The sequence below is a fragment of the Rathayibacter sp. AY1F6 genome, assembly GCF_002932035.1.
Taxonomy (GTDB): Bacteria; Actinomycetota; Actinomycetes; order Actinomycetales; family Microbacteriaceae; genus Rathayibacter.
Map to the genome: position 1 here is coordinate 420,569 of NZ_PSVD01000001.1, position 17,200 is coordinate 437,768.

Sequence of the window (17,200 nt, forward strand, 5' to 3'; positions counted from 1 at the left end):
GTCAGCCCGGGAGGACGGCGCCGGCGCGGTAGCCGACGCCGCGCACGGTCATCACGATGCGGGGGTCGTCCGGGTCCTTCTCGACCTTGGCGCGCAGGCGCTGGACGTGCACGTTCACGAGGCGGGTGTCGGCCTTGTAGTGGTAGCCCCAGACCTGCTCGAGCAGCATCTCGCGGGTGAAGACCTGCTGGGGCTTGGAGGCGAGGGCGAGGAGGAGGTCGAACTCGAGCGGGGTCAGGCCGATGCGCGTCTCGCCGCGGCGGACCTCGTGGCCGGCGACGTCGAGGCTCAGGTCCCCGACCTGCAGCACCGCGTTCGCGGCGGCGGTGGCGGGACGCAGGCGCGTCCTGATGCGTGCGACGAGCTCCTTGGGGTCGAACGGCTTGACCATGTAGTCGTCGGCGCCGGACTCGAGGCCCTGCACGACGTCGGAGGTGTCGGACTTGGCCGTCAGCATGATGACGGGGACGCCGGACTCGGCGCGGATCGCGCGGCACACCTCGATCCCGTCGATCCCGGGCAGCATCAGGTCGAGCAGGACCAGGTCCGGCCGGGCCCGCCGGAAGGCTTCGAGGGCGCCGGAGCCGTCCGCGCAGAAGGAGACGTCGTACCCGTCGGCGCGCAGGACGATGCCGATCATCTCGGCCAGGGCGGCGTCGTCGTCGACCACCAGAATGCGCGCGCTCATCGGTCTGCTCTTCCTCGTCTCGGGTCGCGCCCGCCCACGGCGCGCACGGTGACCCGACCCAGGCTAACCGACGCACCTCTCCGTGGGCGGGGAGCGGGCTCTGCGGGCTAAGGGGGTCCGCTCGGGGGAGGACCCCGCCCGCACGCCTGTGACAGCATGGAGGGGATGACCGACGCAGCTCAGTGGCCCCCGCCCGCAGGGCGTCCGGACGACGCGGCCGTCCCGGCGCAGGACGGCGACCGGCGCAGGCCGCTGCCCGCTCCCGTCGCCCCGGCCTGGTCGCCCGCGCCGCCGAGCGCAGGCCCCGTACCACCCGGTCCCGCCGGGGGCTCCTGGTCGCCCGCCGGCGCCGGCACCTGGTCGCTTGGACGCCCAGCGCCCGGCTGGACTCCCCCGCCCAAGCCCGGTCTCGTGCCGCTGCGCCCGCTCGGCTTCGGCACCCTGCTCGGCGCCCCGTTCCAGGTCCTCCGCCGCAGCCCCCGCACGACCCTGGGCGTCGCCCTGCTGGTGCAGGGCCTCGGGTCGGTGCTCGCCCTGGCGGTCTACGGCTTGATCGCGGTGCTCGCCGTCGGGCGCATCGCGCAGGCGGAGTCCGCCGACCGCGACGCCGTCGGCGCGGGCTCCCTCGCGGTCGTGGTCCTGGCCGCCCTCATCCCCCTCGCCGTCTCGCTCGCCAGCGGCGCTCTCGTGCAGGGCGTGGTCGTGCTCGAGGTCACCCGCGGCGTCCTCGGCGAGCGGGCGACCTTCCGACAGCTGCTCGCCCGGCTGCGGGGCCGCTTCTGGGCGCTGATCGGCTGGACGGTCCTGCAGGGCGTCGGCTACCTCCTCCTGGTGCTCCTCGCCGTGGCGCTCGCCGTGCCGCTGTTCGTCATCGGAGCGATGGACGGGACGTCGAGCGCGATCGTCGGCGGGATCCTGGTGCTCGTCGGCTCCGGCCTGGTCGCCCTCGCGCTGGGGGTCTGGCTGTCGACGAAGCTCGCCCTGGTTCCGAGCCTGATCGTCGTCGAGCGGCTGCCGCTGCGCCGTGCGGTGGCGCGCTCCTGGCGGCTGGTGGCGGGCGGCTTCTGGCGCACCTTCGGCGCGCTCGCGCTGATGACCGTGATCATCCAGATCGCCGGCCAGATCGTGGCCACGCCGTTCAGCCTGCTCATCCCGATCGCCGGCGCCCTGATCGCCCCGACCGACCCGGACGCGCAGCTCGTCACCTCGCTCGTGGTGACGATCGCCTCCGTCGCCGTGGGCTTCGTGATCGGCGCCGTCGGCACCGTGCTCCAGTCGGCCGTGACGGGCCTCGTCTACCTCGACCGACGGATGCGCCGCGAGGGCTTCGACCTGGTGCTGATGCGCCACGTCGAGGAGCGCGCGGCGGGCCGCCCCTCCCCCGATCCCTTCCCCGTGCCGGAGCGCCCGTGATCCTCGCCGCGGCCCCTCTCGAGCCCGACGCGGAGCAGGCGCGCCGACTCCTCCTCGAGGAGCTCGCCGACCCGCGCTACCGGGCGGCCGAGCCGACCCTCTTCGACCGGGTGGTGCAGGCGGTGCGCGACTGGTTCGCCTCCCTCACGCTGCAGGGGGACGGCCCGCCGGTGCCGATCGCCGCCGTGATCGGCGTGCTGGTGCTGGTGGCGCTCGTGGTCGCCGCGCTCGTCATCGCGGGACGGCCCCGCGCCGGTCGCCGCAGCACCGTCACGGGAGCGGTGCTCGCCGACGACGACACCCGCTCGGCCGCGATCCTCCGCTCGCTCGCCGAGGCCGCGGCCGCTCGCGGGGACTGGGACGAGGCGCTCGTCGAGCGCTTCCGCGCCCTGGTGCGCTCCCTCGACGAGCGGACCGTCCTGCGGGTCTCGCCCGGCACGACCGCGCTCGGCCTGGCGTCGCGCGCCTCTGCGGCCTTCCCCTCCTCCGCCGCCGCGCTGCGCCGCACGGCCGACGACTTCGACCGCGTGCGCTACCTCGGGCAGCCCTGCGGCCCGGCCGAGTACGAGCGGGTCGCGGCTCTGGACCGCGAGCTCGCCGCGGCCTCGCCGGTCCTGGACGCCCTGGCGGCGCCCCGGTGAGCGCCGACACGGTCTCCAGCCCGACCCTCGGCGCACTGCTGCGCCGCGGACGGGTGTGGGTGCTCCTCCTCGTGATCGTCGCGGTCGGCACTCTGCTGCTCACCGTCGCGACCGGGACCCGGGTGGCCGCCCCGGACCTCGACGTCGACAGCGCGACCCCGGACGGCGCCCGCGCGCTCGCCCAGGTGCTGCGCGATCAGGGCGTCGAGGTCGTCCGCGCCGACGACCTGGACTCCGCTCTCGCCGCCTCCTCCCCCGACGCGACACTGCTCGTCGACGACCCGGACGTGGCCCTCGACGAGGCCCAGTACCGCCGGCTCGCCCGCGCCTCGGCCTCGCTCGTCCTGGTGACCCCGGGAGGAGCCGCGCTCGACGCCCTGCTGCCGGACGTCCGCTTCGCCGGCTCCCCGGCCGGCGACGGCCCCTTCCGCCCCGAGTGCCCGCTCCCGGCGGCCGAGCGCGCCGGGACGCTCCCCGCCGGAGGGAACACGTACCGGATCCTCGACGACGGCGACGCCGTCGGCTGCTTCCCCTCGGGCGACGACGGCTTCCTGCTCGTGAGCACCGGATTCCCGCAGGGCGCCGAGGTCACCGCGATCGGCGACGCCGACCTCCTCCGCAACGGCACCATCGGCCAGGACGGCCGCGCCGCTCTCGCGCTCGGACTGCTCGGCGGTGAGGACCGGCTGGTCTGGTACCGCGCCGGAGCCGCCGACTCGGCGAGCACCACCCCTGCACCCGCCGACCTCGCCCCCGGCTGGGTGACACCGGCTCTCCTGCTGCTGGTGGCCGTGTTCGTCGCCTCCGCCGTCTGGCGCGGCCGCCGGCTCGGCCCGCTCGCGGTCGAGCCGCTGCCGGTCGTCGTGCATGCGAGCGAGACGGCCCGCGGCCGCGCGCGGCTCTACGCGCGCGGAGCCCTGCGGCCCCGCGCCCTCGACGCACTGCGCATCGGCACCCTCCGGCGGACGGCCGCGCTCCTGGGACTCGCTCCGGCGACCGGGGTCGACGAGATCGTCGCCGTCGCCGCCGAGCGCCTCGGCCGCGATCAGGCCGCGCTGCGCCGTCTGCTCGTCGACGACCTGCCGGGCGACGACGCCGCCCTCGTCGCCGCCTCCGACGAGCTCCTCCGCTTCGAGAGCGCGCTCCGCGCCGCCCTCTCCCCGACGACCGCCCGACGACCGGAAGGCCCCTCCCGATGAGCGACACCACCCCCTCCGCCCGCGACGGAGCGCCGGTCTCCGACGACGACCTGCGCGCCGAGCTCGACCGGGTCCGCTCCGAGGTCGGCCGCGCGGTCGTCGGCCAGGACGGCGCCGTCTCCGGGCTCCTGATCGCCCTCCTCGCGGGCGGCCACGTCCTGCTCGAGGGCGTCCCCGGAGTCGCGAAGACGCTGCTCGTGCGCGCCCTGTCCGTCTCGCTCGGCCTCGACACCCGCCGGGTGCAGTTCACGCCGGACCTGATGCCCGGCGACATCACCGGCTCCCTCGTCTACGACGCCTCCACCTCCGGCTTCGCCTTCCGCGAGGGCCCGGTCTTCACGAACCTCCTGCTGGCGGACGAGATCAACCGCACGCCGCCGAAGACCCAGGCCGCGCTGCTCGAGGCGATGGAGGAGCGCCAGGTCAGCGTCGACGGGCGCACCCTGCCTCTGCCGGACCCGTTCCTCGTCGCCGCCACCCAGAACCCGGTGGAGTACGAGGGGACCTACGTGCTCCCGGAGGCCCAGCTGGACCGGTTCCTGCTCAAGCTCGTGCTCGACATCCCGCCGCGCGACGTCGAGGTGGAGGTGCTCTCGCGCCACGCCGCCGGCTTCGACCCGCGCGATCTCGACGCCGCGGGCGTGCGCCCCGTGCTCGACGCCGCTCGTCTGCGCGCCGCCCAGGCGTCGGCCCGGCGCGTCGGAGCCGGCCCCGACGTCCTCGGCTACATCGTCGACCTCGCCCGAGCCACCCGCGAGAGCCCGAGCGTCAAGCTCGGCACCAGCCCCCGCGGCTCGACCGCCCTGCTCGCGGCGTCCCGCGCCTGGGCCTGGCTCAACGGCTACGGCTCGATCACCCCCGACCACGTGCAGGCGATGGTCCTGCCCGTGCTGCGCCACCGCATCCAGCTGGAGCCGGAGGCGGAGCTCGAGGGCGTCCGCACCGAGGCCGTCCTGGGCGGGATCCTGCAGCAGGTCCGCGTCCCGGTCTGAGCCGTGCACCTCACCGGACGCAGCGTCCTCGTCCTCCTCGTCGGCCTGGTGCCGGTCGTCCTCCTGGGCGGCCGCCCCGAGGTCGCCTTCGCCGTGCTCGGCCTCTGGCTCCTGGCCTGGGCGGTCCTCGTCGGGATCGACGTCGCGGTCGCGGGCTCGCCCCGGGCCGTCGTGCTCGAGCGGCGGGTGCCGGACCGGGTGCGGCTCGGCGAGCGGGCCGAGGCGACCCTCCTGGTCACGAGCACCGGCCGCAGGAGGATCACGGGGGTCCTCCGCGACGCCTGGGAGCCCTCGGCCGGCGCCCTCGAGACCCGGTCGCCCCTGCGTCTGCCTCCGGGCGAGCGCCGCGCGGTGACCACGGTCCTGGAGCCGCTGCGCCGCGGCGAGCGCCGGGCACTCCACGTCACCATCCGCTCCCGCGGGCCGCTCGGGCTGGCCGGCCGCCAGGCGACACGGGCCGCGCCGGCCGTCGTGCGGGTGCTGCCCGCCTTCCGCTCCCGCCGCCACCTGCCCTCGCGCCTGGCGCGGCTGCGCGAGCTGGAGGGGCGGACCAGCGTGATGATCCGCGGGCAGGGAACGGAGTTCGACAGCCTGCGCGAGTACGTCCGCGGCGACGACGTCCGCTCGCTCGACTGGCGGGCGACCGCGCGGCGCCGGGAGCCGGTCGTCCGCACCTGGCGCCCGGAGCGCGACCGGCGCGTGATCGTCGTGCTCGACACGGGCCGCACGTCCGCCGCCCGGATCGAGGACGAGCCGCGCCTGGACACGGCGATCGAGGCGTCACTCCTCCTGGCGGCCCTCGCGGCCTCGGCCGGCGACCGGGTCGACGTGCTCGCGTTCGACCGCACCCGGCGAGCCCGCGTGCACGGCGCGACCGGCACGGAGGTGCTGACCCGCGTCGTGGACGCCCTCGCCCCCGTGCAGCCCCAGCTCATCGAGACCGACTGGGCGGCGGTGCCCGCGCAAGTGCGCACCCTGGCCTCCCAGCGCTCGCTGGTGGTGCTCCTCACCGCGCTCGACTCGGTCGGCTCGGCGGAGGGGCTCCTCGCGGTGCTCCCGCAGCTCACCCGCGCGCACACGGTCGTGGTCGCCTGCGCGCTCGACCCCGAGCTGCAGCGGATGGCGGAGGACCGGAGCGACCGGGCCGCGGTCTACTCCGCCGCCGCCGCGGAGCGCTCGCTCGCGGACGTCGACCGGCTCTCGGCCGCCGTCCGCCGTCTCGGCGGGGACGTCGTGCTCGGCAGCCCCTCCGCGCTCCCGCCGGCGCTCGCGGACCGCTACCTCGCGCTCAAGGCGGCCGGACGGCTCTGACCTGCGAGAGGGGCCGTCGTCGGTCCCGGGAGCGCTGATCGTCGGCCCCGCTCCGACGGCCGCGCTCGTCCGGCTCGGCTCAGCCGGCCGCGATGCTGCGCGACCCCGCCTCGAACCGGTCGAGGTCGCCCGTCTCCCCCGCCCGCACCGCGCGCCCGCCGACGACGATCATGTAGAAGAGGAACGCGCCGAGGGCGAGCGCCCCGATCCCGATCTTGAGCCACCAGGGCCAGGGCGCCGGAGTGACGAACCCCTCGATCACGCCCGAGACGAGCAGCACGAAGACCAGGCCGATCGCCACCGTGAACAGGCTCCGCGCGTCCTCGGCGAGCGCCTGGCCGCGGGTGCGCGCGCCGGGAGCGATCCAGGCCCAGAAGATCCGCAGGCCCGCGGCCGCGGCGACGAACACGGCCGTCAGCTCGAGCTGGCCGTGCGGCGCGATGTAGAGGAAGAACGTGTCGCCCTCTCCGACGTGGAACATCACCGCGATCGACGTGCCGAGGTTCTGCGCGTTCTGCAGCAGGATGTACGGCACGTAGACGCCGACGATTCCGAAGGCCACGCACTGCGCCGCGATCCAGGCGTTGTTGGTCCAGACCTGCCCGGCGAACGAGGCGGCGGGGTTCTCGGAGTAGTAGTCGATGAAGTCGCCCCGGGCGAAGCGCCGCAGCTCCTCGTCGTCGCCCAGCGCGGCGAGCAGGCGCGGGTCGCCGAGGATCCAGAGCGCGTAGAGCGTCGCCACCACCGCGGTCGCGAGGGCGACGGCGAGCGTCAGCCAGCGCAGCCGGTGCAGAGCGGCCGGGAGCGAGAGGACGACGAAGCGGGAGACCGCGGCGAGCGGCTCGTCTCGCGTGCCGGTCAGGCGTCCCCGAGCCCGCGAGAGCGAGACGGCGAGCCGCGTGCCGACGGCCGTCGATCCGGCGGTGGAGGAGATCGTGGCGAGGTCCGCGGATGCCGCCTGGTAGCGCTCGATCAGCTCGTCCGCCTCGGCTCCGGTCAGGCGGCGCCTGCGCGAGAGCTCGTCGAGGCGGGTCCACTGCGCAGTGCGGGCGGCCGAGAGAGCGTCGATGTCCATCTCCTGACAGGATAGCCAGGCACGCCGCCGAGGCCGAGCATCCGGGAGGAGCACCGTGGAGGAGCAGCGCACCGAGTTCGACGACGCCGACCTGGTCACCGGCGAGGCGATCGCGCTCGAGGTGCCCGTCACCTCCTTCGTGCTCCGCGCGGTCGGCGCGATCATCGACCTGATCGCGGAGCTCCTGCTCGCGCTGGGCCTGTTCCTGCTGGTCTCCTCCCTCTCCGGGGACGGCGGCCTGGACCCCGCCGCCTCGGCCGCCGTGGCGATCGCGGCCCTCGTCATCGCCGTGGTGATCGTGCCGGTCACCGTCGAGACGGCCAGTCGCGGCCGCTCGCTCGGGAAGCTCACCGTCGGCGCTCGCGTCGTCCGCGACGACGGCGGTTCCATCGGCTTCCGGCACGCCCTCGTGCGCGGCCTCACCGGCGTCCTCGAGATCCTGATGACCTTCGGCGGGCTCGCCGCGGTCGTCGGCCTCCTCTCGCGCCGATCGCGCCGTCTCGGCGACGTCCTCGCGGGCACGCACAGCCAGCTCGAGCGCGTTCCCCGCGCGGAGCCGCTGGTCGTCGAGATCCCGGAGCCGCTGCGGGGCTGGGCCGTCACAGCGGACACCGCGCGCCTCCCCGACGCACTGGCGCGCCGACTGGCGCAGTTCCTCCGTCAGCGCCACGGCATGACGGAGCCCTCGCGCTCGCAGCTCGCCGCCGCGCTGGCCGACGAGACCGCGGTCCACGTCTCCCCGCTGCCCGCCGCGCCCGCGGAGGACTTCCTCCTCGCCGTGGCGGCCCTCCGCCGGGCGCGGGAGGAGCGCGCCCTTCTCCTCTCCGACCAGCGCCTCGAGCGGCTGGCCCCGGTGCTCTCGAGCACGCCGCGCGGCTTCCCCGAGCGGCCCTGACGCGCGCGGCAGCGGCCTAGGCGGGCCCCGCGCCGTAGCGGACGGTCTCCCAGCCGCGCGGGACGAGGAGCCGCCGGTCGTGCTCGGCGCAGAGGTCGTAGCCGTGCGGATCCGGCGCAGGACTCAGCGGCCCGACCGCCACCAGCGAGTCGCGGTAGTCGTAGGTCAGCGTGACGACGGCCTGCGCGCGGCAGCCCGTCCGCGAGCAGTGCCGTCCGGTCATCGCCGCCCACAGTAGCAATAGGCTGGAGCCATGCCCCGTGCTCGTCGTTCCGCCGCTCGCCCGACGAGCGGGTCGCGCGGAGGCTCCCGCGACCGGCACGGCCGCGGCGCACGAGGGCCGATCACCGGTCCGCACCTCCCCCTGCTGCAGACCCGCTCCGACTTCTTCGAGGCGACGATCGGCTCGGCCTTCGACTACCTCCGCGGCACCTGGCCGGAGGAGCTCGCCGGCATCCGCGTCGACGTCGCGGCGACTCCCGACGTCGACCCCGACCGGCTGCAGGGCACGGGCATCGCGCGGTGGCGCGTCGACCACGCCGCGCGCCGCATCACGCTCTACCGTGTGCCGATCGAGCGCCTGGCGAAGCTGCACCGCCGCGACGAGTGGCACCAGCGCATGCTGATCGAGAGCTACGTGTTCCGCGCCGTCGCGGAGCTGCTCGGCCGCGACCCGTGGGACATCTCCCCGGACCGCTACCGGCACCCCTGAGGCGCCGGCAGCTCTGAGGCGCCGGCACCGCCGAGGCGCCGCCGCCCCGCGTCTCAGTGCGAGTAGACCGTGATCGGCGAGGAGAGCGGTCCCGGCGGGACGATCGTGTACGAGGCGATCCGCCCGTCGCGCGCGATCGAGACCGAGGCCTGCACGGGCTGGGTGCTGCTGACGACCGCGCCGTCGCCGTCCAGCGGGGTCGCGAGAGCCGCGAACGGGCCGAGCTCGAGCGTGCGGGTGCCGCCCGGGGCCTCGATCTCGACCGAGGCGGTCGAGTCGCTGCCGTTGACCAGGTGCAGCCGCGCGTCGCCCTCGCCCGTGCCGGCGACGCCGAAGGGCGTCGTGGTCGCGGTGCCGGAGGCGAACCAGGCGAAGTCCGTGCCGGCCGAGCCGGTCGAGGTCGTCCGCCCCGCCGCGACGATCGGCTGATCGGCCCGCAGGACGATGCGGTAGGAGCCGTCCGCCAGGCCCGTGAGCGGGACCTCGCCGACGAGGCCGGCGGGGACGACGACCTGGGTGGAGGCGCCCGACCCGCTCGGGTCCTCGTTGGTGACCTCGACCGAGACCGTGCTGTCGGCGTCGCCGGGGGTGAGGATGCGCAGCACGGGGCTGCCCGCGCCGCCGCTGCCGTCGTCGCTCGCGGTCTCGGCCGGAGGCGACGTGACAGTGAAGCCGGCGATCACGGCGAGCGTGTCCGGGCCGGCGGAGGGGCCGGTGGTCTCGACGCCCTCCGGGGAGAGGCCGGAGATGGCGCTGCTCTGCATGCTCGCGGCGACCTCGCCGCCCCGGGCGGTCACGTGCACGACGGGCTGGACGACCCCGGGGGCGAGCCCCGCGAGCGGGAGCGCGCGGACCGCTCCGGCCGGAACGACGATGCCCGTGGCGCCGGTGGCCTGGACGGTGCCGGTCTCGGAGAAGAGCGTGAGGTCGACGGTGGAGGCGACCTCGCTCGGGTTCGCCAGGATCAGCACGGAGGTGCGCCCGACGTCGGTCGAGCCGGCCACGAGCCAGCTGTCGGCCGAGGGCTCGGCGCAGGCGCGGGCGGACAGTCCGGAGAGGGTGTCCGTGCCGATGGCCTGGACGGTGGCTCCACCGGGAGCGGGGTCGGAGCCCGCGGGCACGCTCAGACCGGTGATGCCGGTGCCCGGTGCGGCGACATCGTCCTCGTCGAGGACCGTGGGGTCCGAGGTGGAGCCCTCGGGCCGGACCGCGGTCGCCGCGCCGTCGAGGGCGCGCAGCTGCTCCGGCTCTCCGGCGTCGATCAGATCGCCGCCGCAGACCAGCGAGCTGTCGGCCGCGACGGGCGTCACGACGACGCCCTCCGCGGCGCTCGAGACCAGGGGGGACGGGAGGAGCTGGGGCACGACCACGGCGGCCGCAGCGATCACGACTCCGGCCGCGCCCACCGCACCGCGCAGGGCCGTCCGGCGCCGACGGGCGGCCGAGGGTGCGCGATCGGGCGTCGATGCCGCGGAGCGATCGGCGCGGCGCTCCGCGCGGGAGCGGCGGGCGGAGGACTCGGGCATCTGCTTCTCCTGGTCGGCGGGGTCAGACATCGTCGTTCCCGTCGTCGAACTGGCCGGTGGCCTCGCCCGGCTCGTCGTCGATCCCGGCGACCGCGCCGCTGGAGCGGCCCCGCTCGAGCGAGAGCCCGGTGGGCACCGCCAGCAGGAGGGCGACGACGAAGACGAGGAGGAGGGCGATCGTGTAGGCGATCCCGAAGGGCCCGACCACGCCGGACGGAGCGGCCTCGGTGCGGGTCCCCTCGGTGTCGACGGCCGTCCAGAGGAGCCCGTAGCGGGTGTCGCCGACGGCCGAGAACGCCGCGTTGCCGTCGAGGGAGACGGCCGCCCGCGCGCGCACGGCGGCGGCCGCGTCGCCGACCTGGGTGCCGGCCGGCTCGGTCAGCACGACGAAGCGCACGCCGAGACTCTCGAGCGCGGAGGGGACGTCGTAGCCCGTCCGCGAGACGAGGTTGCCCGCCAGCTCGTCGATCGCGTCCGTGCTCTCGGCGCCGGTGTTCGCGAGGGTCGACTGCTGGTCGAGGGTCGCGCCCGCTCCGCGCTCCAGCCGGGCGAGGACGCCGCCGTCCGCCTGCGGGACGAGCACGATCGTGCCCACCCGCGGGTCGTTCCGGGCCTCGGCCGCCACGTAGGCGGGGAGCGAGCGGTCCGACGTGGTCGACACCGACGTGCCGGCGCCGGTCGGGAAAGCCACCGCGAGCGGACCGACCAGTGCTGCCGCCGCGGCCGTGACGACGAGCGCCGGCACCACGCGCACGGAGCGCACGGCGGCGAGCGAGAGCGACGCGCCGATCACCAGGCCGAGCCAGTAGAGGCTGAGACCGGTGCCGCTCCAGACGGAGACCGCCTCGGAGCCGGTGGTCGCGACCTGCACGCCCTGGGCGAGCGAGGCGGTCACGAGACCCGCCGCCGCCACGCCGACTCCGCCGAGGGCCGAGAGGTTGTTCGGGAGGAGGAGGGCGGCCAGCGCCGCGACGATCAGCGGCACGACGAGCACGGCCGTGACCAGCGGGGCGGCGGAGGCGCCGATCCCCAGACCGCCGAGGAACGCGAGCCATCCGTCGGGCAGACCGGCCGGGAAGCCGGCGAGCAGCGCGACGAGGTCCGACTGCGCGGAGGGCAGCGGGACGCCCGGATCCGCGAGGACGCCGAGCCAGTCGCCCCGCGGTGCGCGGGCGACCACCAGCGGGAAGAGGAGGACGGCCGCGGGGATCGGCAGGCCGAGGAAGCGGCCGATCCGCCGCCCCGAGGTGGCGACGACGACGAGCCAGATCACCAGGAGCGGCACGGCCAGCACCGGCGCGCACGCGACGACGGCCGCAGCCAGGATCGAGGCGCTCGCGGAGGCGGACCAGGAGCGGTACGCGCCGAACCCGGCGAAGAAGAGCCAGGGAAGCAGCACGTGCACCAGCAGCGGGGCGGGGCGCCCGTCGGCCTGCGCGGCGAAGAAGGCGGGAGCGAGGATGTAGACGAGGGCTCCGGCGGCGCGGGCGGTCGCGCGCGGGGTGAGCCGCGCGATCATCAGCCAGGCGCCGAGGGCGGCAGCGGGGAGCGCGACGAGGTAGAGCAGCACCATCGAGTAGCTGGGCGACCAGAAGGTCAGCGAGCCGAGCACGGCGAGGACGGCGGCGAACGGGTCCGCCGCGCCGATGAACCCCGAGCCGAGGTCGCGCCAGCCGTAGGCCGCGTTGCGCCACAGCTCGCCGACGGTCGGCGAGAGCGTCAGCAGACCGCCGCCGCTGAGCGCGGGAGCAGCGAGGAGCGGCGTGTAGACCACCAGGCCGGCGAGCGCGGCGATGAGGACGACCCACACTCCCCCGCCCTGGAAGAAGTGCAGCGGATGGCGGTCCCGCCCGGCCTGCACGCGCACGGCGTCGTGGCGCACCGAGCGCAGCTGCCGCACCACGTCCAGCGGGATGCGCAGCGGCGCGATCGCCTTCCAGCCCACGTTCTTCGACGAGCGGAGAACGGTGCGGGCCCGCAGCACCTTCGTCCCCCCGAAGGCGACGACGAGGGCCGCCAGCAGCTCCCCTCCGACCAGCCCGGGCTGCTTGCGCAGCAGGCGCACGACCGCGCGGCCGATCGCCAGCGGGACGAGCGAGAGCCAGTGCAGGAGGAGGAGCGCGACGGGCGCGTAGGCGAGCCGGCGGTGCAGCTGCGCGGTGCGGTGCTGGCGCGCGCGGCGCCGCTCCCCGCTGTCGATGCGGCGGCCGTCGGGGCGCTGCAGCCCGATGCGGGCGGTGGTGACGCGGGCGTCCGGCACGCGGCTGACCCTGTGCCCGGCGAGCCGGGTGCGGATCGAGAAGTCGAGCGCGTCGTCGACGACCGGCAGGCCGGGGTCGAAGCCGCCGAGCTCCTCCCAGAGGGAGTGGCGCACGAGCATGCCGCCGGCGGCGACGGCCAGGACGTCGGGCGTGGAGTCGTGCTGGCCCTGGTCGAGCTCGTCCTCGACGAGGTGGACGGTCGTGCCGTGCTTGGTGATCGACTCGCCGTAGCTGCGGATGTAGCCGGAGCGCGTCCAGTCCATGATCTTGGGGCCGGCGACCGCGACGGAGGGGGCGACCTCGACGGCTCCCAGCAGCGCCGCGAGGGCGCCGGGCTCGGGGGCGGAGTCCTGCGCGAGCAGCCACAGCCACTCGTCCTCTCCGGCCGGCGGCTGCATCACGCGGACCGCGCGGGCCACGGCCTGGCCGAAGGGGAGGTGCTCGGCGACCTGCACGAGCTGCGTCGGACCCCAGGACGCGAGGAGCTCGTCGGTCGTGTCCTTCGAGCCTCCGTCGACGAACACCGTCGCGTCGGGCTGACGGGTCTGCGCCCGCAGAGCCGCGAGGGTTCGTTCCAGATAGGCCGCGCCGTTGCGCGCGACGAGGACGGCGGTGACTCGTGGATACATCGCGGACCACCCTAAGCGATGCCGCCGCGCCGCCCGCCTGCGGCTCGCCGCCCCGTCGGTCGGGTCGCGGCGAGGAGGGCACTAGGCCCGGCGGCGCAGCTTCCGGCGCTCGCGCTCGGAGAGGCCGCCCCAGATGCCGAACCGCTCGTCGTTCTCGAGCGCGTACTCGAGGCACTGGGCCCGGACCTCGCACGAGGTGCAGATCTTCTTGGCGTCGCGGGTCGAGCCGCCCTTCTCGGGGAAGAAGGCCTCGGGATCGGTCTGCGCGCACAGCGAGTCGACCTGCCAGGAGAGCGCGCCCCCCGGCGCCTCGGTCGCGGTGTCGATCCCGGGTCGGACCCCGGGCACGCCCAGACGGACCGGATCGACGAACCAGTCCTCGGGGACTCCGGAGTGCTGTTCCGGAAGCGTCATGCCGTCTCCTACCCCGCCTGCGAACCGATGATCGGCGGCCGCTCCTCCCGGAGCCGCTGCCTAGGTAATTACAGCGGTGTCATTCGCTCAGGTCAAGTCGCGGACCATAAACCCTCAACCCGCCGTGGAGGGTTCATGACACACCGGCGTGTCGCGAACGTGAGATCCGATCAGGCGGTCGCGGCGCTCCGTGCGCGCCAGGCGCTCTCCACCATTTCGGCGACCGTGTGCCGCATCTCCCAGCCCAGGTCGCGGGCCGCCGTCGCGCCGGAGGCGACGATGCGGGGCGGGTCGCCCGGCCGCCGCGGGGCGACCTCGGGCGTGAAGGCGATGCCGGTGCTGTCGGCGATCGCGCGCATGATCTCCCCGACGGAGGCCCCGGATCCGCTGCCCAGGTTGTAGACCGGGTCGATCGGCTCGCCGGCGGCCAGGCGGCGCGCCGCGGCGACGTGCGCGAGCGCCAGGTCGGCGACGTGGATGTAGTCGCGGACGCAGGTGCCGTCCGGCGTCGGGTAGTCGTCGCCGTTGATCCGGGGCGTGCGGCCGTCCAGCAGAGCCTCGAAGACGAGGGGGAAGAGGTTGTGGGGGCTGGTGTCGTAGACGTCCGGGTAGCCGGACCCGACGACGTTGAAGTAGCGCAGGGAGGCGTGCCGGACGCCGTGCGCCCGCCCCGCGTCCGCGAGCAGCCACTCGCCGATCAGCTTCGACTCGCCGTAGGGCGACTCCGGGCTCTTGGGGGTGTCCTCGGTGACGATCTCGACGTCGACCGCGCCGTAGACGGCAGCGCTCGAGGAGAAGACGATCGAGGAGACCCCGGCGCGCTCCATCGCCGCCAGCACGCGCATGGTGCCGGTGACGTTCTGCTCGTAGGTGTGCAGGGGGCGCTGCACCGAGACTCCGGCGTACTTGAACCCGGCGACGTGGACGACGCCCTCGATGTCGTGCTCGGCGAGCACGCGGTCGAGCAGGGCCTCGTCGAGGATCGAGCCCTGGTGGAACGGGACGCCCTCGGGCACGAACGACGCGTGCCCCGAGGAGAGGTCGTCGAGGACGACGGGGTCGATGCCCTGCTCCGAGAACGCGCGCACCACGTGCGCCCCGATGTATCCGGCTCCCCCGGTGACCAGCCATGCCATGTGGATCCTCCTCGGTGCGGGCCCGCGACTCCGCGCGCCGGAAGACACCCTAGCGGCGGGGATCGACGGCGCGGATCGGCCGGATGACGACGGGGCGCGATATCCTGCCGCCGTGCTCCGCTCCGTCGCCCTCCTCGCCCTGCCCGGCCTCGCGCCGTTCGAGTTCGGGGTCGTCTGCGAGGTGTTCGGGATCGACCGCGGCGCCGACGGAGGTCCCGCCCTCGACTTCCGGATCGCCACTCCCGACCCGGGCCCCGTCCGCACGAGCCTCGGATTCGACCTGCTGATCGCCGATGGTCTCGACGCGGCCCGGGACGCGGACCTGATCGCCGTCCCCGCCCACGGCCGCGGGCCCGCCGACGAGCGGGTCCTCGACCTCCTCCGCGAGGCTCACGAGCGCGGCGCGTGGATCCTCAGCGTCTGCAGCGGGGCCTTCACCCTGGCGCAGGCGGGCCTGCTCGACGGCCGGCGCGCGACCACCCACTGGATGCACGCCGCCGAGCTCGCCCGGCGCTTCCCCTCCGTCACGGTGGACCCCGAGGTCCTCTACGTGCAGGAGGGGCGCATCGTGACGAGCGCGGGCACCGCGGCCGGCATCGACGCGGCGCTGCACGTGGTGCGCGAGGAGCTGGGCGCGACGGCGGCGAGCGTCGTCGCCCGGCGGATGGTCGTGCCCCCGCAGCGCCACGGCGGGCAGGCGCAGTACCTGCGGACCCCCGTTCCCGAGGCGCGCGCGGACTCGCTGGCCGAGGTCACCGAGTGGATGCTGGAGCACCTCGACGAGGACCTCTCGATCGAGGCGCTGGCCCGTCGCGCCGTGATGGCCCCCCGCACCTTCGCGCGCCGCTTCCGGGCCGACCTCGGCACGACTCCGCTCGCCTGGCTCACCCGCCAGCGCCTCCTCCGGGCGCAGGTGCTGCTGGAGGAGACGGAGCTGACCCTCGAGGCGATCGCCGCGCGGGTCGGCTTCGGCACGGCTGCGGTGATGCGCCACCACTTCACGCGCGTCCTGCGGACCACGCCGGCGGCCTACCGCCGCACGTTCGCCGCCTGAGCGGGCGGCACCGGGATCGCTGGAGGAGTCAGACCGTCGCGACGAAGAGCCTGCCCCGTCCGGTGACGGCGAGGGCGCCCTCCGACGGCGTCACGAACACACTGCCGCCGCGCTCGACGCGGACCGAGCCCTCGGCGCCCTCGAGCGAGAACGAGCCCTCGGTCGCGATCGCGATGGCGGGTCCGTGCAGGGCGACGCGGGCCGGCGTCTCCGACTCCGGCTCCACGACGGCGAGCACGAAGTCGGGGACGTCCGGACGGTAGACGCGCACGCCCGATCCGGCCTGCTCGGCCGGGAGGTAGGGCACGGGCAGCGGCGAGAACTCGAGGACGCTCACCAGCTCGGGCACGTCGATGTGCTTGGGCGTGAGGCCCCCGCGCAGCACGTTGTCGGAGGCGGCCATCAGCTCCACGCCCGTGCCCGCGAGGTAGGCGTGGATGTTGCCTGCGGGCAGGTAGAGCACCTCGCCGCGGGCGAGGCGGACGCGGTTGAGCAGGAGCGAGAGCACGATTCCGGGGTCGCCCGGGTAGCTCTCGGCCAGGTCCCGGACCGTGGTCGTCTCGAGGCGGTCGTCGCCCGCGGACGCCGCGACGACCGCGGACACCAGCGCGGCGACCTCCGCACGGTCGCCGTCGGCGAGCAGCCACGACACGGCGCCGCGGAGGACCTCCGAGGGCTCGCCCTCGAGCGTCCGGGCGAACCGCGCGATCGCGGCCGCCTCCTCCGCCGGGGCGCGCCCGGCCAGCTCGGCGAGCAGCGCCCGGGCGTCCGCCGGCTCACGGAAGCCGCAGAGCGCGTCGAAGGTCTCGCTGAGCGCGTAGATCAGCTCGGGCTTGTGGAACGGGTCCTTGTAGTTGCGATCGGCGGCGTCGCGGGGGATGCCGGCCTCCTCCTCCTCGACGAACCGGCGCCGGGCCCGCTCGGACGAGGGGTGGGCCTGGAGCGACAGCGGCCCGCCCGCGGCGAGGATCTTGAGCAGGAACGGCAGACGGGGAGCGCCCGAGACCGGATCGACCGACCCCTCCACTCCGGCGAGCGCCGCCTCGGGGTGCTCGCCGATCCACTCGGCGAGCGTGCCGGCGCCGACCGAGGCGGGGTCGAGGAGGCGCGCGGGCGAGCCCGGGTGCGCGCCGAGCCAGAGCTCGGCCTCGGGGGCGCCGGAGGGCGCGGTGCCGAGGGCCTCCGAGATGCCGGTGAGCGAGCCCCAGGCGTAGTCGCGGGGGGTGTTGCCGATCGGGATGAACACGGGAGCGC

Annotated in this window: 16 protein-coding genes; 8 read left to right on the top strand and 8 right to left on the bottom strand. The window is 75.4% G+C overall.

Annotation, left to right across the window (positions count from 1 at the left end):
- Position 1: 1 nt before the first annotated feature.
- Entirely contained in the window at positions 2–688 is a 687-nt protein-coding gene (mtrA, locus tag C5C44_RS01895; RefSeq protein ID WP_104224133.1) for an MtrAB system response regulator MtrA, read from the bottom strand.
- 165 nt (positions 689–853) lie between these two features.
- Here mtrA and C5C44_RS01900 point away from each other — a divergent pair, with 165 nt between their 5' ends.
- From C5C44_RS01900 to C5C44_RS01920, 5 genes are read left to right on the top strand one after another with little or no spacing between them, the layout of a single operon-like run.
- Positions 854–2,101 (top strand): hypothetical protein, encoded by a 1,248-nt coding sequence (locus tag C5C44_RS01900; RefSeq protein WP_146084286.1) that lies wholly within the window; start codon positions 854–856, stop codon positions 2,099–2,101.
- Positions 2,098–2,742 carry a DUF4129 domain-containing protein gene (locus C5C44_RS01905; RefSeq protein WP_104232800.1) on the top strand — a complete coding sequence of 215 codons (645 nt, stop codon included), beginning with the start codon at positions 2,098–2,100 and terminating at the stop codon, positions 2,740–2,742. The genes C5C44_RS01900 and C5C44_RS01905 overlap by 4 nt, the downstream gene beginning before the upstream one ends.
- Positions 2,739–3,941 carry a DUF4350 domain-containing protein gene (locus C5C44_RS01910; RefSeq protein WP_104335158.1) on the top strand — a complete coding sequence of 401 codons (1,203 nt, stop codon included), beginning with the start codon at positions 2,739–2,741 and terminating at the stop codon, positions 3,939–3,941. The genes C5C44_RS01905 and C5C44_RS01910 overlap by 4 nt, the downstream gene beginning before the upstream one ends.
- Positions 3,938–4,933, top strand: coding sequence for a MoxR family ATPase (locus C5C44_RS01915; protein WP_104224137.1), 996 nt, complete (start codon positions 3,938–3,940; stop codon positions 4,931–4,933). The genes C5C44_RS01910 and C5C44_RS01915 overlap by 4 nt, the downstream gene beginning before the upstream one ends.
- A 3-nt stretch (positions 4,934–4,936) precedes the next feature.
- Positions 4,937–6,244 carry a DUF58 domain-containing protein gene (locus C5C44_RS01920; RefSeq protein ID WP_104335159.1) on the top strand — a complete coding sequence of 436 codons (1,308 nt, stop codon included), beginning with the start codon at positions 4,937–4,939 and terminating at the stop codon, positions 6,242–6,244.
- A gap of 79 nt (positions 6,245–6,323) precedes the next feature.
- Here C5C44_RS01920 and C5C44_RS01925 read toward each other — a convergent pair whose 3' ends face one another.
- Complete coding sequence (locus C5C44_RS01925; RefSeq protein ID WP_104224139.1) at positions 6,324–7,319, bottom strand: stage II sporulation protein M; 996 nt, start codon at positions 7,317–7,319, stop codon at positions 6,324–6,326.
- Positions 7,320–7,374: 55 nt separating this feature from the next.
- On the opposite strand from C5C44_RS01925, the gene C5C44_RS01930 reads away from it, so the two are divergent.
- Positions 7,375–8,214 carry an RDD family protein gene (locus C5C44_RS01930; RefSeq protein WP_104224140.1) on the top strand — a complete coding sequence of 280 codons (840 nt, stop codon included), beginning with the start codon at positions 7,375–7,377 and terminating at the stop codon, positions 8,212–8,214.
- A gap of 16 nt (positions 8,215–8,230) precedes the next feature.
- On the opposite strand, the gene C5C44_RS01935 is transcribed toward C5C44_RS01930, so the two are convergent.
- The gene (locus C5C44_RS01935; RefSeq protein ID WP_104224141.1) at positions 8,231–8,437 is read right to left on the bottom strand and encodes a DUF3499 family protein; all 207 of its coding nucleotides are present in this window, start codon (positions 8,435–8,437) and stop codon (positions 8,231–8,233) included.
- Between the two features lie 30 nt (positions 8,438–8,467).
- On the opposite strand from C5C44_RS01935, the gene C5C44_RS01940 reads away from it, so the two are divergent.
- Positions 8,468–8,926, top strand: a complete 459-nt coding sequence (locus C5C44_RS01940) for a metallopeptidase family protein (RefSeq protein WP_104224142.1) — start codon at positions 8,468–8,470, stop codon at positions 8,924–8,926.
- Positions 8,927–8,979: 53 nt separating this feature from the next.
- On the opposite strand, the gene C5C44_RS01945 is transcribed toward C5C44_RS01940, so the two are convergent.
- The 4 genes from C5C44_RS01945 to galE form a co-directional block, all read right to left on the bottom strand.
- Positions 8,980–10,482 (bottom strand): DUF5719 family protein, encoded by a 1,503-nt coding sequence (locus tag C5C44_RS01945; protein WP_146084287.1) that lies wholly within the window; start codon positions 10,480–10,482, stop codon positions 8,980–8,982.
- On the bottom strand, positions 10,475–13,342 hold the full coding sequence (locus C5C44_RS01950; RefSeq protein WP_104335161.1) for a glycosyltransferase family 2 protein: 2,868 nt from the start codon (positions 13,340–13,342) through the stop codon (positions 10,475–10,477). The genes C5C44_RS01945 and C5C44_RS01950 overlap by 8 nt, the downstream gene beginning before the upstream one ends.
- Positions 13,343–13,423: 81 nt before the next feature.
- Positions 13,424–13,756, bottom strand: a complete 333-nt coding sequence (locus C5C44_RS01955; protein WP_104224145.1) for a WhiB family transcriptional regulator — start codon at positions 13,754–13,756, stop codon at positions 13,424–13,426.
- Between the two features lie 170 nt (positions 13,757–13,926).
- Positions 13,927–14,892, bottom strand: coding sequence for a UDP-glucose 4-epimerase GalE (gene galE, locus C5C44_RS01960; protein WP_104232806.1), 966 nt, complete (start codon positions 14,890–14,892; stop codon positions 13,927–13,929).
- A 112-nt stretch (positions 14,893–15,004) separates the two neighbouring features.
- On the opposite strand from galE, the gene C5C44_RS01965 reads away from it, so the two are divergent.
- A complete protein-coding gene (locus C5C44_RS01965) occupies positions 15,005–15,946 on the top strand; it encodes a GlxA family transcriptional regulator (RefSeq protein ID WP_104324131.1) in 942 nt (313 codons plus the stop codon).
- Between the two features lie 28 nt (positions 15,947–15,974).
- Here the strand turns inward: C5C44_RS01965 and manA are convergent, their stop codons facing one another.
- Positions 15,975–17,192: a mannose-6-phosphate isomerase, class I gene (gene manA, locus C5C44_RS01970; RefSeq protein ID WP_104335162.1), complete on the bottom strand. Its 1,218-nt coding sequence runs from the start codon at positions 17,190–17,192 to the stop codon at positions 15,975–15,977.
- Between the last annotated feature and the right edge of the window lie 8 nt (positions 17,193–17,200).

Coding starts and splice junctions, on each gene's coding strand:
- mtrA (WP_104224133.1), bottom strand. CDS start 688: ATGAGCGCGCGCATTCTGGTGGTCGACGACGACGCCGCCCTGGCCGAG.
- C5C44_RS01900 (WP_146084286.1), top strand. CDS start 854: ATGACCGACGCAGCTCAGTGGCCCCCGCCCGCAGGGCGTCCGGACGAC.
- C5C44_RS01915 (WP_104224137.1), top strand. CDS start 3,938: ATGAGCGACACCACCCCCTCCGCCCGCGACGGAGCGCCGGTCTCCGAC.
- C5C44_RS01925 (WP_104224139.1), bottom strand. CDS start 7,319: ATGGACATCGACGCTCTCTCGGCCGCCCGCACTGCGCAGTGGACCCGC.
- C5C44_RS01935 (WP_104224141.1), bottom strand. CDS start 8,437: ATGACCGGACGGCACTGCTCGCGGACGGGCTGCCGCGCGCAGGCCGTC.
- C5C44_RS01940 (WP_104224142.1), top strand. CDS start 8,468: ATGCCCCGTGCTCGTCGTTCCGCCGCTCGCCCGACGAGCGGGTCGCGC.
- C5C44_RS01945 (WP_146084287.1), bottom strand. CDS start 10,482: ATGTCTGACCCCGCCGACCAGGAGAAGCAGATGCCCGAGTCCTCCGCC.
- C5C44_RS01950 (WP_104335161.1), bottom strand. CDS start 13,342: ATGTATCCACGAGTCACCGCCGTCCTCGTCGCGCGCAACGGCGCGGCC.
- C5C44_RS01955 (WP_104224145.1), bottom strand. CDS start 13,756: ATGACGCTTCCGGAACAGCACTCCGGAGTCCCCGAGGACTGGTTCGTC.
- galE (WP_104232806.1), bottom strand. CDS start 14,892: ATGGCATGGCTGGTCACCGGGGGAGCCGGATACATCGGGGCGCACGTG.